Consider the following 14,872-nt stretch of genomic DNA (forward strand, 5'->3'; position numbering starts at 1 on the left):
GGCGGCCCCCGGGCGGCCCTCGCCGGCCTGCTCGCCCCGGTCACCCGGAGGCACCAGTCCTGCTGGCGGCCCCCGGGCGGCCCTCGGAGGGTGGTCGGGAAGGCGTGCCGGGCAGCCCGGCGCCGGGGCAGAAACGAGGGACCGCATGGACCGCCTGGACCGCCTGGACCGCATGGACCGCCAGCCGCTCACCCGGATCGGTTCGAGGCCGCGGGTCACCGCGCGGCAGCTGGACGCGCCGCCGGTGCGCCGCCAACGCCGGGCGGTGGCCGGGGTGTTGGCCGCCACCATGGTCGCCGCGGCGGCGCTGGCGGGCTGCTCCTCCGGAAAGAGCGCGAGCAGCGTGGCCACCTCGGCCTCCGCCGCGATCGAGCGGGGCGCCTCGGCCGCGGCCTCCGCCGCCTCGGCGCTGGCCTCGGTGGCGGGCGGGGCGGGGGCGGTGATCGCCTCGGCGGAGGCGCGGGCCTCGGCGGCGGTGTCGGCGGCCTCCTCGGCGGTCTCCGGGATCAAGGGCGGGCTGGACGCCAAGGGGGACGTGGCCGTCGGGGCGGTGAGCACCGGCTCGGACGGCAGGGCGCAGGTGGAGCTGACCGTCACCAACCACGGGCAGCAGTCGTACCGGTACGTGATCCAGGTCGACTTCACCGACGACTCCGGCACGGTGCAGGACGCGACCGCGGTGACGGTCCAGGACGTGGCGGCCGGCCGGAGCGCCCAGGCCACCGCGCGCAGCAACCGGGACCTCTCGGGCAGCCTGAAGGCCGTGGTGGCGAACGCGCTGCGCTACTGACTTCCCCGCCACTGACTTCCCCCACTGACTTCCCGCTGCTGGCTCGCAGGTCAGCGCGGGTGCCGGGCGGGGGCCGAACCTTAAGCGCGGCTCAAGGCCCAACGGGACCCCTTGACGGGGGAGTTGGTCTAGTCCATTTTTATTGCCCAGGTGCAGGGAGCCCCTGAACCGGCGTCAACGGCCTCGTGCCGCGGGCGCCGGTTCGGCACATCCCGGTGTCCGTCCAGGCCCGATCCCGCTGATCCCGCACGATTCCCCGCACTGAGCTGTCATGTCCCGGTCGCCCGACCCCACCTCGGGCGCACCCCCACGGGACGACGGAAAACCCCCACAACCAGGAGTCACGCACCCATGCTGCGTTCACGCATTGAAAGGGCCGGGACCCCGGCTCCGACGGGCGGCCGTCGACGCCGCCCGAAGAGCCTGGCCGCCGTCGCGGCCGGCACCGCCGCCTCCGTGCTGCTCGGCGCGGGCCTCGCGCTGACCGGCGGCGCCGCGGCCAACGCCGCGACCACCAACACCACCGGCGCGGCCGCCACCAGCGGCGGCATCAAGGTCGCCTACTACGACCAGTGGTCGGTCTACGCCAACGCGTACTACCCGAAGACGATCCAGGACACCGGCGTGGCCGGGAAGCTCGACTACCTGATCTACGACTTCGCGAACATCCACCCGACCGACCTGGGCTGTTTCGAGGCGACCAAGGCCGCCGACACGAACGACAACAACCCCAACGCGGGTGACGGCGCGGCCGACGCGTTCGCCGACTACCAGAAGAGCTTCGGCGCGGACATCTCGGTCGACGGCGTCGGCGACGTCTGGAACCAGCCGATCGCGGGCAACTTCAACCAGCTGAAGAAGCTGAAGGCGAAGAACCCCAACCTCAAGATCCTGCTCTCGATCGGCGGTTGGACCTACTCCAAGTACTTCTCGCCGGCCTCCGCCACGGACGCCTCGCGCAAGCACCTGGTCTCGTCCTGCCTCGACATGTTCATCAAGGGCAACCTCCCGAGCGACGCCGGCTACGGCGGCCCGGGCTCCGGCGCCGGCATCTTCGACGGCATCGACATCGACTGGGAGTACCCGGGCGGCGGCGGCCACACCGGCAACATCTCCAGCCCGGCCGACAAGCAGAACTTCACGGCGCTGCTGAAGGAGTTCCGCACCCAGCTGGACGCCCAGGGCAAGGCCGACAACAAGACCTACGCCCTGTCGGCGGCGGTCGGCGCCGGCCAGGACAAGATCATGAACGTCGAGACCGACAAGATCGGTCAGTACCTCACCTTCCTCGACGTCATGACCTACGACATGCACGGCGGCTGGGACGCCCAGGGGCCGACCAACCACCAGGCCGCGCTCTACGCGGGCCCGAACGACCCGTCGACCCCGGTCAAGCCGGGCCACGGCAAGTACTCGATCGACAACGCCATCAAGGCGTGGACGGTCGGCGACGCGGACTACGGGATCCCCGGCGGCTTCCCCGCCAACAAGATCAACATGGGTGTGCCGTTCTACTACCGCGGCTGGACCGGCGTCCAGAACAACGGCAAGAACGGCCTGTTCCAGCCCGCCGCCAGCCCGGCGACCGGCGCGGCGATGTCCGGCAATGTCCCCGGCATCCAGATGTACAAGGAGCTCGCGGGCTTCGTCGACAACCCGTCCAGGACCTTCTGGGACGACGACGCCAAGGCCACGTACTTCTACGACGGCAACACCTTCTGGAGCGGTGAGGACACCCGGTCGATCCAGGCCAAGCTCGACTACGCGCACTGCAACGGCCTCGGCGGCTCCTTCGCCTTCTCGCTGTACGACCTGGGCACCAAGACCGGCCTGTTCGACACGATGGTGAACGCCACCAACGGCTCCGCCGCCGGTTGCCCGGCCCCGCCGACCGGCACCCCGAGCAGCACGGCGACCCCGACCCAGACCCCAACCGGCACGCCCACGGGCACGCCGACCGGCACCCCCACGGGTACCCCGACCGGTACCCCCACCGGCACCCCGACCTCGCCGGCCGGCTGCCCTGCCGCCCCGAGCTGGGACGCCAACACCACCTACGCGGCCGGCGGCACCAAGGTCTCGTGGAAGGGCCACTACTACACCAACAAGTGGTGGACCAAGGGCGATGACCCGAGCCAGAGCGGCCAGTGGGGCGTCTGGACCGACAACGGCGCCTGCTGACCCCTCGGGCGGCACGGACTGAGGGCCTGACGGACCCTCGCAGCACCTGAACCAAGCGGTCCGGCCCGCCGGGGGAGCACCCCCGGCGGGCCGGACTCGTTGCGTTTCGGGGGCGCGACCCGGGGGCGCGACCCGGGCGCGCGGCTCAGGCCAGGTCGGCGGTGCGCCCGAGCGCGTCCGGCTGGCTCTCCTCGATCCGCCGCAGCATCCGCGCCAGCATCGCGGACAGCACGGCCCGCTCCTCGCCCGTGACGTCCTGGAGCAGCTCCTCCTCGAACACCGCCGCCATCCGCATCGACTCCAGCCACTTGTCGCGGCCGTTCTCGGTCAGCTCGATGATCACCCGGACCCGGTTGGTCTCGTCGCGCTCCCGGGTGACGAGGTCCTCGGTCACCATCCGGTCGATCCGGTGCGTCATCGCGGCCGGGGTGAGCCCGAGCCGCTTGGCCAGCTCGCCCGGTCCGAGCTGGTACGGGCTGCCGGAGACCACCAGTGCCTTGAGCACCTCCCACTCGGCGGCCGTGATTCCCAGCACAGTCAGCTGCCGGTCGTAGGCCACGCCCATCCGCCGGGCGACCCGGGACAGGGTCTGCACGATGGTCTCCACCTGGGGGTCGACGGTGGGGAATTCCCGCTGGTAGACGGCCACCTGCTCGGTGATGCCGAGCTCCCTGGCGGTGGCCGGCGGGGGCTTGTCCGTAGTCATGCGGACCAGTGTCGCACGGGGGCGTGCATCTCTTAAGCCTTTGACTCCACACTCTTCCAGTGCTAAGAATTTATCTTGTCAAACTTTAGCTCTGAAATCTTCTGGACTTAAGAGTATCCAGTTGAATCCAGGAAGGGATGTGCACGGTGACCGGCACGGTGAAGCAGCAGGGGCGGCAGCGACGCGGGGCGGGCGGCCCGCTGCGCCGCGTCCAGATCGGCAACGCGCTCAGCGCGTTCGGCAGCGGCTTCACGATGCCGTACATGTTCGTGTACGTGGACCAGGTGCGCGGGCTGGGTTCGCTGGCGGCCGGGATGGTGTTCACCGTCTTCGCGCTGGCGGCGCTCGCCGTCCTGCCGTTCACCGGTCGCGGCATCGACAGGTACGGCCCCCGTCCGGTCCTGCTGGCCGGTACGGCGCTCGCCGCCACCGGCGCGTTCGCCTTCGGCCACGCCACCGGCACCCCGGCCCTGCTGGTCTCCTCCTTCCTGTTCGGCGCGGGTGTCACCACCTGCCAGCCGGCGCTCGCCACGATGATCGTCCGCTGCTCGACGGCCGCGACCCGCTCGCACGCCTTCGCGCTCCAGTTCACCCTGGTCAACCTGGGCATGGGCATCGGCGCCCTGGTCGGCGGCCAGATCGTGAACGTCGCCGACCCGGCCAGCCTCACCCGGCTGTTCACCATCGAGGCGGCGACCTTCCTCGGCCTGGCCCTGGTCACCGGCACCGCCCGGATGCCGGCCAACCCGCTGATCCCGCTCCAGGAGAAGAGCGACGGCCCGACCGGCCTGCGCGCGCTGGTCGCCGACAAGGCGATGCTGCGGCTCTGCGTGCTCGCCGGGCTGATCTTCTTCACCTGCTACGGCCAGTTCGAGTCCGGCGTCGCGGCCTTCGCCACCGACACCGTCGGCACCGCGCCCTCCACCCTGGGCTTCGCGATCGGCGCCAACGCGCTGACCATCGTCGTCCTGCAGATGTTCATGGTGCGGATCACCGCGCGCCGCCGCCGCACCACCGCGATGGCCGCGGCCGGCGTGGTCTGGCTCGGCGCCTGGGCGATGGCCCTGGTGGCCGGCCTGATCCGGACCGAGACCATGGCCGCCACGGTCGCGATCGTCTCGATCTACGCCCTGTTCGGCGTCGGCGAGTCGCTGCTCGCGCCCACCATGGGCCCGATCGTCGCCGACCTCGCCCCGGCCCGGCTGCTCGGCACCTACAACTCCGGGTACGCCCTGGTGAAGCAGATCGCCATCGCGGTCGGCCCGGCCGTCGGCGTGCTGCTGGTCGGCTCCGGCACCTGGCCGCTCTACCTCGCGGCCATGGCGGGCTCCACGCTGCTGATCGTCGTCCTGGCGCTGCGGCTGCGCCCGTACCTCACGCCGGAGCAGGACAACGCGGCCCCGGCCGTGGTCCGCACCACGGTCGTCCGGGAGTTGCAGACGGCTGCGTGACCGCCGACGGGGGTTGCAGACGGCGGCGTGACCGCCGATCGAACAGGCGTGTCGACGGGCGCCGACCGGGTCACCTGGTCGGCGCCCGTCGCGCTTGGCTTCGCGACCACCGCCACATAGTGTCAGTGGCTGTTGGCCGCCCGGCCCGGTCGGTACAGGAGACCCGGCCGGCACAGGAGACAGGCGAATCGGCGAGGCAATGACGCAAGCGGCGCTCACGCACCCCCCGGCGGCCCAGGCCCCGGCCCCCGCCGCCCCGGCACCGGCCCGGGGCCGGCTGCTCCGCCTGCCGGCCGACTGGTCCGGCTGGCTCGGGCCGATCGGCGTCGCGCTCTTCGCGGGCCTGCTGCGGTTCTGGAACCTCGGCTACCCCAACGCCTTCGTCTTCGACGAGACGTACTACCCCAAGGACGCCTGGTCGTTGCTGCGGCAGGGCTACGAGGGCAGCTGGCCGGACCACGCCAACGCCGACGTCCTGGCCGTCCCGCAGCACATCCCGCTCACCTCCGCGCCCGAGTTCATCGCCCACCCGCCGCTCGGCAAATGGGTGATGGCGATCGGCGAACAGCTGTTCGGCCTGCACCCCTTCGGCTGGCGGTTCATGACCGCCCTGCTCGGCACCGCCACCGTGCTGATGCTCGCCCGGATCGGCCGCCGGCTCTTCGGCTCCACCCTGATCGGCTGCACCGCGGCCCTGCTGATGGCCGTCGACGGCCTCCAGCTGGTGATGAGCCGGGTCGGGCTGCTCGACGGCATCCAGATGTTCTTCGTGCTCGCCGCCTTCGGCAGCCTCCTGATCGACCGCGACCACGTCCGCGCCCGGCTGGCCGGCGTCACCGACGGCGACCGCGTCCGGCTCGGCCTGCGGCCCTGGCGGATCGCCGCCGGGGTGCTCCTCGGCGCCGCCTGCGCCGTCAAGTGGAACGGCGCGATGATCCTCGCCGCCTTCGGCCTGCTGACCGTCCTGTGGGACCAGTCCGGCCGCCGCGGGGCCGGCGCCCGCCGCCCGTGGCGCTCGATGCTGCGCCGCGACGCCGTCCCCGCCTTCCTCGCCATGGTCGGCTCCGCCCTGGTGGTGTACGTCGGCGCCTGGGCCGGCTGGCTCGCCGGCGGCGGCAACGGCGAGGGCGGGTACGACCGGCACTGGGCCGACGGCCGCCCCGGCCTGTCCCCGGACACCTTCCTCGGCGTCCCGCTGCCGCAGGTGTCGATGAGCTGGGTGCCCGCGCCGCTGCGCAGCCTGTGGCACTACCACTCGCAGATGTACGACTTCAACACCGGGCTGAGCACCCCGCACACCTACCAGTCCAACCCCTTCAGCTGGCTGGTCGTCGGCCGCCCCGTCTCCATGTACTGGGAGCAGGTCCCGAACGGGCAGCACGGCTGCACCGCCACCGGCGGCTGCGCGTCCCAGATCCTCGGCCTCGGCACCCCGCTGCTCTGGTGGACGGCCTGCTTCGCCCTGGTCTACCTGCTGTGGCGCTGGTTCTTCCGCCGGGACTGGCGCTCGGGCGCCGTGCTGTGCGCCGTCGCCGGGATCTACCTGCCCTGGTTCCAGTACCAGGAGCGGACCGTCTTCTCCTTCTACATGGTCGTCCTGGTGCCGTTCCTGTGCCTGGCCGTCGCGCAGATGCTCGGGGCGATCCTCGGCCCGGCCGGATGCAGCCCCGAACGCCGCCGGATCGGCGCGGCCGGCGCCGGGCTGATCGTGCTCGCCATCGTCGCCTGCTTCGCCTTCTTCTACCCGCTGTACACGGCGGAGGTGATCCCGATGACGTCCTGGCAGGACCGGATGTGGTTCACCAGCTGGATCTGACACCGGTGACCCTGTCCGCCGCGGGCGGCCAGCTGCTACCCGTCACCCCGATGCTCGGGGTGGTCACCGCCGCCCTGCTGCTGGCCGCCGTCGCGGTCGCCGGCCGGGGCCTGCTCGGCCACGGGCACGCGGTGCTGCGGGCCGGACTGCGCGCGGTGGTGCAACTGGCCGCCGTCGCCGCGGTGATCAGCTGGGTGGTCGGCTCGCTCTGGTGGTCGGCGCTGTTCGTGCTGCTGATGTTCACCGTCGCGGTGCGCACCGCCGGGCGGCGGATGACCCCCGGCCCCGGCTGGGTCTGGGCGGCCGCGCCGATCGGCGCCGGCGTGCTGCCGGTGCTCGCCCTGCTGCTGGCCGTCGGGCTGCTGCCGGCCAAGGGCCTGTCCGTCATCCCCGTCGCGGGCATCCTGATCGGCGGCGCGCTCACCGCCACCTCGCTGGCCGGGCGGCGCGCCCTCGACGAGCTGCGGCAGCGCCGCGGCGAGGTGGAGGCGGCCCTGGCGCTCGGCTTCGAGGACCGCGACGCCCGGCTGGAGATCTGCCGCACCGCCGCCGCGACCTCGCTGGTGCCCGCCCTCGACCAGACCCGGACGGTCGGCCTGGTCACCCTCCCCGGCGCCTTCGTCGGCATGCTGCTCGGCGGCGCCTCGCCCGTCCAGGCGGGGGCGGTGCAGCTGTTCGTGCTGGTCGGGCTGCTGGCGGTGGAGTCGGTGGCGATCGTGGTGGTGCTGGAGCTGGTCGGCCGGGGGCTGGTGAACGCGGGCTGGTGAGCGTGGGTTGGTGAGCGTGGGGTACCGGGCCGGGGCGGGTGCCGGACGGGGGCGGGGACCGGGCCGCCTTGGGCACCGGACGCGGTCGGGTACCCTTGAGCACGTTGAAGGGGAGTAGCCCTCCACCGGACCGTCGACATACTGGCCCTCACGGGCCCGGCGCCCGGGGCACCCGATCCTCCGGGGTCGGTGCCGGCGAGACCTTCGGCCGCAGTGCTGTGACCATGACCAGTGCTGTCGGGCCGAAGCGTCCCCTGACGGACCTGCGGAGGCCGGGCAGCCCGACCGAGGGACCCTTTCTGATGAGTTTGACCGTGGCCGCGCTGACGTTCGGCATCATCTTCCTGGCCGAACTGCCGGACAAGACCGCGCTGGCCAGCCTCGTACTCGGCACCAAGTACCGTGCCAGCTACGTCTTCGCGGGTGTCGCCGCCGCGATGGGCGTTCAGGTCGTCCTCGCCCTCGCCGCCGGGCACCTGCTCTCGCTGCTGCCGCACCGCTGGGTGGAGGGCGTCACCGGCGTGCTGTTCCTGGCCGGCGCGGCCATGCTGCTGTTCCACGGCGGGGGCGACGACGAGGAGGGGCACGCCGCCAAGGAGCCGTCCTCGAACAGCTTCTGGAAGGTGGCCGGGGCCAGCTTCGTGGTCGTCGCGGTCGCCGAGTTCGGCGACCTGACCCAGATCATGACCGCCAACCTGGCCGCCAAGTACGCCGATCCGCTGGCCGTCGGCCTCGGCGCCTGGCTGGCGCTGTGCGCGGTCGGCGGGCTCGCCATCGTGGGCGGGCAGAAGCTGCTCAAGTACGTGCCGATGAAGCTGATCATCCGGGTCGCGGCGGCGATCATGGTGGTGCTGGCGGGCATCAGCATCTTCGGGGCGATCACCGGCTGACCCCTTGTTCGCGGGGCTCAGCAGCCCGGGTCGGCCTCCAGGGCGGCCCGGGTCTTCGGGCCGTAGACGTAGGTCTCGCCCTTGATCCGGTTGCTGGTCTGGTAGTCGCCGAGCACCGACCTGGTCCAGAAGTCGAAGGTGCCAGTGATCATCGACTTGTCGACGTATCCGCACTCGGCCGCCCACAACCGCTGCTGCATGTCCTTGACGTCAGCGCCGGTCATCCCCATCTGGAGCACCCGGGTGGTCGGGGTCGGCGTCGGGGTGGGGGTCGGCGTCGGAGTCGGCGTGGGCGTCGCGGTGGTGGGGGTGGGCGTGGGTGTCGGGGGCGCGGTCGGGGCGGAAGCCGGGGCCGGGGGAGCGGCGGCCGGGGCCTGGGTGGTCGGCGTCGGCGCCGGGGTGGCCGTCTTCGTCGGGCTCGGCTTGCGGGTGGGGGACGACGTCGGACTCGGCGCCTCGCTGGTCGGCGGCGGGGTGGCCGGGTCCGTCGGTGCCGGGGCGGTCGGCTCCACCGGCGCGGGCGCCAGGGTGGTGGGCAGCGGCTGCGCCTGCCGGGTCGTCGGCGCGGGCGAGGGCGTCACCGCGTACGCGATGCCGATGGTGAGCGCGACCAGGCCGGCGCCCACCCCGGCCAGCAGCAGCTTGTGCCGGGCCAGCGGGTTCTGCGTGGCCTGCTCGGCGGCTCTGCGCGCGGCCCGGCCGCCGACGGGCTCCGGCTCGGGCCCGGGCGTTGGTGCATGGTCGAAGGGGAAGACTCCGAGGTCGCCGCCGGACGCGGCCTGCGGGGCCGTCGCCGCCGCGTAAGCGCCCGGCCCGGAGGCGGGCACCGGCGGCAGCACGGTGGTGGCGTAGGCGTCGGCGTCCGGCCCCAGCGGGGGAACCACGGGCGGGGCAGCGGCGGGCGGGGGCGCGGCGGGGTGGACGGGGGCCGGCTGTCCCGGGGCGACCGGCGGCAGGACGGCGGTCGCGAACGGGTCGACGGCGGGGACGTCCGCCACGGGCTCCTCGGCGACCTGGCCGACCGCCTGCGGCACGTACGGGCGGACCAGCGGCGGGCCTTCGAGGTGCGGGAGGACGGCCGTCTCGGTGAGGCTCGGGTCCGGGACGCAGCCGCACCCGGTGGAGCGTGCGGTGCCGCACGTCGGGCAGTGCTGGTCCGGCATCGGCCGGTCCTCCTCGGTTCTCGGGCGGTCTCCGTGCCCCGGGGCGGTTCCCGGGCTCACGATCGCGCCTGATTATGCAGGACGTCCCGGAGGGGGGACAGGGGCGTCCGGACCCGGGCGGGGGTGTTGTGCCGGTTGGTGGCGGTTGTCTCCCGAGGAACGGTCGGGGGGCGGCGGATGTCCCCGGTGCCGGCGGCGGGGTCGGTGCGGTGGGTGTGGTCGGCTCGGCTCGGTGCGTCCTGGGTCGGCAGGCCCGGAGGGTCCGCTCGGGCAGGCCCGGAGGCTACGTTCGGCTCAATCCGAGGGAGCAAACCGGGGCATTTCTGACAGCATGGTGAGCTGGGAGTGATCATCCGCACGGGCCCGCCGCCTCGGCCGGGGCCCGCGACCCTACGGAGCCGCCATGACGGACTCGCGCGCCGCGTCCGACCGCAGCCCGGCGTACGAGCCCGGCCCGCCGGAGGTCACCGCCCCCAACCTCTGGGTGCCGATCGGGGCCCTGCTGCTGGCGATGCTGCTCGCCGCCCTCGACCAGACCATCGTCTCCACCGCGCTGCCCACCATCGTCAGCGACCTCGGCGGCCTGGACCACATCTCCTGGGTGGTCACCGCCTACCTGCTGGCCTCCACCGCCGCCACCCCGCTCTGGGGCAAGCTCGGCGACATGTACGGCCGGAAGCGCTTCTTCCAGGCCTCCATCGTGATCTTCCTGCTCGGCTCCGTACTCTGCGGCATCGCCCAGAACATGGGCGAACTCATCGCCTTCCGCGCGCTGCAGGGCCTGGGCGGCGGCGGGCTGATCGTGCTCACCCAGGCCATCGTCGGCGACCTCGTCTCCCCCCGGGACCGCGGCAAGTACCAGGGCCTCTTCGGCGCCGTCTTCGGCGTGACCAGCGTCCTCGGGCCGCTGCTCGGCGGCCTGTTCGTCGACAACCTCAGCTGGCGCTGGGTCTTCTACATCAACCTGCCGATCGGCATCGTCGCCCTGGTGGTGATCGCCGCCGTCCTGCACGGCCAGGAGGTCAGGCGCCGGCACCGGATCGACTACCTCGGCACCGTGCTGATCGCCGCCGTCGCCACCTGCCTGGTGCTGATGACCTCCCTCGGCGGCACCACCTGGGGCTGGACCTCCTGGCAGATCGTCGGGCTCGGCGTGCTCGGCCTGGTGCTGCTGCTCGCCTTCGTCCTGGTCGAGCGGACGGCCAGCGAACCGGTGCTGCCGCTGCGGCTGTTCCGCTCCCGGACGTTCAGCCTGGTCGCGGTGATCTCCTTCGTGGTCGGCTTCGCGATGTTCGGCGCCCTCACCTACCTGCCGACCTTCCTCCAGGTCGTCATGCAGGTCTCGCCCACCCTGTCCGGCATCCACATGCTGCCGATGGTGCTCGGCATGCTGCTCACCTCGATCGGCTCCGGCCAGATCGTCGCCCGCACCGGCCACTACCGGATCTTCCCGATCGCCGGGACGGCCGTCACCACCGTCGGCCTGCTGCTGCTCTCCCGGCTCGACGAGCACAGCAGCACCACGGAGATGAGCCTCTACTTCCTGGTCTTCGGCCTCGGGCTGGGCCTGGTCATGCAGGTACTGGTGCTGATCGTGCAGAACTCTGTCGGCTACCAGGACCTCGGCGTCGCCACCGCCGGCGCCACCTTCTTCCGCTCCATCGGCGCCTCCTTCGGCGTCTCCATCTTCGGCACCCTGTTCGCCAGTGGGCTGCGCGACCGGCTCGCCGACGCCCTCACCGGCCTGCCGCTGCCGCCTGGCTTCCACCCCGAGGCCATCACCTCCGACCCACGGGTGATCACCCGGCTGCCCGCCGTCGCGCAGGAAGCCGTCCACCACGCGTACGCCGAGTCGATCACCAGGGTGTTCCTGTACGCGGTGCCCGTCGCGATGGTCGCCTTCGTGCTGTCGCTGTTCCTGCGCGAGCAGAAGCTGCGCTCCACCGCCACCGCGCCCGACCTGAGCGGATCCATCGGCCTCAACCCCGTCCAACGCTCGTCGCTGGACGAGATCGCCCGCGCGCTCTCGGTGCTGAGCTCCCGCGAGGCCCGGCGCGACCTCTTCCGGCGGATCACCGAGGGGGCCGGGCTGGACCTCCAACCCGCCTCCAGCTGGCTGCTGTTGCAGATGCACCACCACGGCTCGGTCGAGCCGGCCGAACTCGCCGAGCGGCGGATCATCCCGATCGCCGTCATCGAGAGCGCCGTCCGGGAAGTCGAGGGCCGGGGCCTCGCCGTCCGCAGCGGCGGGCTGCCGCTACGGCTCACCGAACCGGGGGCGGAGGCGGCCGTCAAGCTGGTCGCCGCCCGGCGCTCGCAACTCGCCGACCTGCTCGGCGACTGGGACGAGCAGCAGTACGCCGACCTCGCCGACCTGCTCACCCGCCTCAGTTCCACCCTCTGCGCCGACCGGCGCGACCGCCCCGACCGACCGGCCCACGAGCCGCCGTACCGGGGCGAGGGGCGGTCGTTCTAGCCCGCCTCGCAGGGGGTCTGGTGGGAGAGCCAGGTGACGGCGGCGGCGAGCGTGGGGTCGTCGTCCTTGCGGGGGTCGGCCGTTTCGACCGCCTCGTCCGGCTCGATCGGGCCTTCGTGCACCCTGCCGGTGCGGTCGGCCTCGGCGGCGCCGGTGAGCAGCAGGACGGCGCCGTCCGACAGCCGGTGGGCGGCGTTGCCGGTGGGCACCCCGTAGGTGGGCTGGCCGAAGCTGCGGGTGGCCGGGCGGCCGATGAAGGCGATGGCGACCGCCTCGCCCGCGCTGCCGGTCGCGCGGCCGGTGAGGACGGCAACGGGCGTTCCGGGCGTCTTGTCGTGGTGGGTGGGCGCCTTGTCGTGCTGGGTGGCGGGGGAAGCCTGCGGGGCGTCGTCCAGGTACGGCACGCCGTCGCGGACCGACCAGGTGCTGCGGGTGCCGTCCGCGGTGACGAAGGCGCCCAGCGGGCCGTCGCCGAGGACCGGCGCCGCGACGGCCAGCGGGGCCCACATTCCGCCCCCGGTCTCGTTGCGCAGGTCCACCACCCAGCCGCAGGCGCTCGCTTCGGCGACGGCGGCGCGGCCGCGGGTGACGTACTCGGCGTAGGTGCGCTCCGATCCGTTCACCGCCGGGAGGGTCAACTGGGCTATTCGGCCGGGGAGTTGCCGGGTGGTCGGGGCGTTCACTGCCTCCGGGTCGGCGTCGACCCTCGCCGCCTGGTCGGGCGGGTAGAAGCGGCTGTGGTGGTCGTCGAGGGCGGTGACGGCGGCCCTGATCGCGGTGTGGGTGTCGGCCGGGGTGCGGGCCGTGGCCGCCTGGGCGAAGGCCTGGGTGCGGAGCCTCGGCCAGTCCACCTTCGCGGTGTTGAGGGACTTCCGCTGGATGAGGTCCAGGGCCTCCGAGAGGTAGCCGCGGGCCTCGGGGGACATGTGCTCGGGAGGCGGCGACTTGAGGGCTGGCGACTCGGGGGCTGGTGATTCGGGGGTCGGTGACTCGGGGGCCGGCGAGGAGCACGCCGCGAGCACCAGTACGGCCGCCGCCGCAACCGTCCGTCCCAGCCGTCTCATCCGCTTCTCCCTCCGCTTGCCCCTGGTTCGTGTCGCTCCTGATCCTCCCTCACGGACTCCCGAACCAGCGAGGGGTGTCGAGGCGGAACGGGTCGCCGGGGGCGAGCAGGCGCAGGGCCGTCTCCACCTCGCGCAGGCGCTCCTCGCCCAGGGTGGCGGACCACTCGGCGCGCAGCTCGTCGAAGATCCGGGCCGACCGGACCAGGCAGTCCACCCCGCGGGCGGTCAGCCGGACCACCTTGCGGCGGGCGTCGGCCGGGTCGCCGCCGCGCTCGACGTAGCCGAGCTGCTCCAGGTTCTCGACGGTCTTGCCGGCGGCCTGCTTGGAGACGCCGAGCCGGCGGCCGAGTTCGACGGCGGTGGTGCCGTGCGGTCCGATCGCCTGGAAGACGAAGCCGTGCATGGGCCGCAGGTCGGGGTGGCCCTCGCGGGCGATGCGCTCGTGCAGCTCGTCGATGATCGTCCGGAAGGCGAGCAGCAGGCGCAGCGGCAACTCGAAGCCGGGCGGGGCGGGTTCGCTCGTGGGTGCGCTGGTGGGTGTGCTCGCGGGCTCGCTTGACATAGGTAGACAACCTCATTGACCATATAGACAACGCCATTGACCACCTTAGGGGGTTCCCTCGCCATGCCCGTGATCCGCCACACCGACGCCCGTCGCACCGAGACGCCGAACGCCGTCATGACCACCTACGCCTCACCCACCCAGGGCTCAACCGCCCTCGCCCTGTGGCAGGTCGACATGACGGCCGGAAAGAGCGGCCCGCTGCACGCCATGGACGTCGAACAGATCTGGACGCTGCTCACCGGCACCGCCACCGTCACCCTCCCCGACGGCCCGGTGCCCCTCACCGCCGGCGACACCCTCGTCCTCCCCGCCGACCTCGCCCGCCAGATCACCACCGCCGACGGCTTCACCGCCATCGTCGCCGGCCCGTCCCCCGCCCACGCCTACAACCCCGACGCCGTCACCCCCGAAGGCGCCTGCGGCCTCGCCCCCCGCGACGCCGAGCGCCTCCTCCCGCCGTGGATCGCCTGACCGCGAGGCGGTCCGGCGGTCCGGGCACGGGTGCGGGGACGGTCGAGGGCCTACCCCTGACCGTCCCCGCCCGGTCCTCGCCGCTACTTCCGGTCGTCGATGTCGTCCTGGAGGTCGTCCAGGTTCTGCTGACCCTGCTGTTGGCCCTGCTGCTGGGTCTGGGCGGCCTTCTGCTGGGCGTCGTCCCCCTTCGGGGGCTTGCTGCCGAGGCGCGACTTCGCCTCCTCCTCCAACTGCTCGGCCTTGTCCCGGAACTTGTCGCCGATACCCATGGCTGTGCCCCATTCGGTTGGATTTCGGGTTCTCCAACCAGGCTTGCACGCACCTTCTCCGCCTGCACTTCGGGCAAGTTGCCGCAGAGCGTCACGATCGACAGGCCCCGGATCGCCCGACCCGCGCGGTGTGAGGTGTAGGAGACTGCTGACCGCAGACAGTCACCGGACCGGCGGCCGCACCCGCGGCCCCGGCGGAGCAGAAGGAGCGGCATGTCCGTCGTCAAGATCAACGAATGTGTCAAGCCACTCACATAAGC

General features: G+C 72.7%; 13 protein-coding genes. 8 read left to right on the forward strand and 5 right to left on the reverse strand.

Annotated features, from left to right (window positions below; translation table 11 throughout):
- Positions 1-145: 145 nt before the first annotated feature.
- Together ACIP37_RS07995 and ACIP37_RS08000 are read left to right on the forward strand one after the other, a co-directional pair.
- Positions 146-790 carry a hypothetical protein gene (locus tag ACIP37_RS07995; RefSeq protein ID WP_400843525.1) on the forward strand — a complete coding sequence of 215 codons (645 nt, stop codon included), beginning with the start codon at positions 146-148 and terminating at the stop codon, positions 788-790.
- A 351-nt stretch (positions 791-1,141) separates the two neighbouring features.
- Complete coding sequence (locus tag ACIP37_RS08000; protein WP_363580760.1) at positions 1,142-2,971, forward strand: glycosyl hydrolase family 18 protein; 1,830 nt, start codon at positions 1,142-1,144, stop codon at positions 2,969-2,971.
- 145 nt (positions 2,972-3,116) lie between these two features.
- On the opposite strand, the gene ACIP37_RS08005 is transcribed toward ACIP37_RS08000, so the two are convergent.
- The gene (locus ACIP37_RS08005) at positions 3,117-3,677 is read right to left on the reverse strand and encodes a MarR family transcriptional regulator (RefSeq protein ID WP_363580762.1); all 561 of its coding nucleotides are present in this window, start codon (positions 3,675-3,677) and stop codon (positions 3,117-3,119) included.
- A gap of 146 nt (positions 3,678-3,823) precedes the next feature.
- Here ACIP37_RS08005 and ACIP37_RS08010 point away from each other — a divergent pair, with 146 nt between their 5' ends.
- From ACIP37_RS08010 to ACIP37_RS08025, 4 genes are all read left to right on the forward strand, one after another.
- Positions 3,824-5,128, forward strand: coding sequence for an MFS transporter (locus tag ACIP37_RS08010; RefSeq protein ID WP_400805509.1), 1,305 nt, complete (start codon positions 3,824-3,826; stop codon positions 5,126-5,128).
- A gap of 199 nt (positions 5,129-5,327) precedes the next feature.
- Positions 5,328-6,944, forward strand: coding sequence for a dolichyl-phosphate-mannose--protein mannosyltransferase (locus ACIP37_RS08015; RefSeq protein ID WP_400805511.1), 1,617 nt, complete (start codon positions 5,328-5,330; stop codon positions 6,942-6,944).
- A gap of 50 nt (positions 6,945-6,994) precedes the next feature.
- Positions 6,995-7,711: an ABC transporter permease gene (locus ACIP37_RS08020; RefSeq protein ID WP_363580974.1), complete on the forward strand. Its 717-nt coding sequence runs from the start codon at positions 6,995-6,997 to the stop codon at positions 7,709-7,711.
- 299 nt (positions 7,712-8,010) lie between these two features.
- Entirely contained in the window at positions 8,011-8,601 is a 591-nt protein-coding gene (locus ACIP37_RS08025; RefSeq protein WP_350878273.1) for a TMEM165/GDT1 family protein, read from the forward strand.
- 17 nt (positions 8,602-8,618) lie between these two features.
- Here the strand turns inward: ACIP37_RS08025 and ACIP37_RS08030 are convergent, their stop codons facing one another.
- The gene (locus ACIP37_RS08030) at positions 8,619-9,764 is read right to left on the reverse strand and encodes a peptidoglycan-binding protein (protein WP_400805513.1); all 1,146 of its coding nucleotides are present in this window, start codon (positions 9,762-9,764) and stop codon (positions 8,619-8,621) included.
- 403 nt (positions 9,765-10,167) lie between these two features.
- On the opposite strand from ACIP37_RS08030, the gene ACIP37_RS08035 reads away from it, so the two are divergent.
- Positions 10,168-12,240 carry an MFS transporter gene (locus ACIP37_RS08035; RefSeq protein ID WP_363580769.1) on the forward strand — a complete coding sequence of 691 codons (2,073 nt, stop codon included), beginning with the start codon at positions 10,168-10,170 and terminating at the stop codon, positions 12,238-12,240.
- Here ACIP37_RS08035 and ACIP37_RS08040 read toward each other — a convergent pair.
- Positions 12,237-13,304 carry a S41 family peptidase gene (locus ACIP37_RS08040; RefSeq protein ID WP_400805514.1) on the reverse strand — a complete coding sequence of 356 codons (1,068 nt, stop codon included), beginning with the start codon at positions 13,302-13,304 and terminating at the stop codon, positions 12,237-12,239. The two genes, ACIP37_RS08035 and ACIP37_RS08040, sit on opposite strands and share 4 nt — an antisense overlap.
- Before the next feature lie 49 nt (positions 13,305-13,353).
- Positions 13,354-13,866, reverse strand: coding sequence for a MarR family winged helix-turn-helix transcriptional regulator (locus ACIP37_RS08045; RefSeq protein WP_363580773.1), 513 nt, complete (start codon positions 13,864-13,866; stop codon positions 13,354-13,356).
- A 63-nt stretch (positions 13,867-13,929) separates the two neighbouring features.
- Here ACIP37_RS08045 and ACIP37_RS08050 point away from each other — a divergent pair, with 63 nt between their 5' ends.
- Positions 13,930-14,340: a cupin domain-containing protein gene (locus ACIP37_RS08050; RefSeq protein WP_400805516.1), complete on the forward strand. Its 411-nt coding sequence runs from the start codon at positions 13,930-13,932 to the stop codon at positions 14,338-14,340.
- An 83-nt stretch (positions 14,341-14,423) separates the two neighbouring features.
- On the opposite strand, the gene ACIP37_RS08055 is transcribed toward ACIP37_RS08050, so the two are convergent.
- Complete coding sequence (locus ACIP37_RS08055; RefSeq protein WP_363580777.1) at positions 14,424-14,612, reverse strand: hypothetical protein; 189 nt, start codon at positions 14,610-14,612, stop codon at positions 14,424-14,426.
- Positions 14,613-14,872 lie beyond the last annotated feature (260 nt).

Origin of the sequence: Kitasatospora sp. NPDC088861 (genome assembly GCF_044750105.1) — a bacterium.
In the GTDB taxonomy this organism is placed as follows: domain Bacteria; phylum Actinomycetota; class Actinomycetes; order Streptomycetales; family Streptomycetaceae; genus Kitasatospora.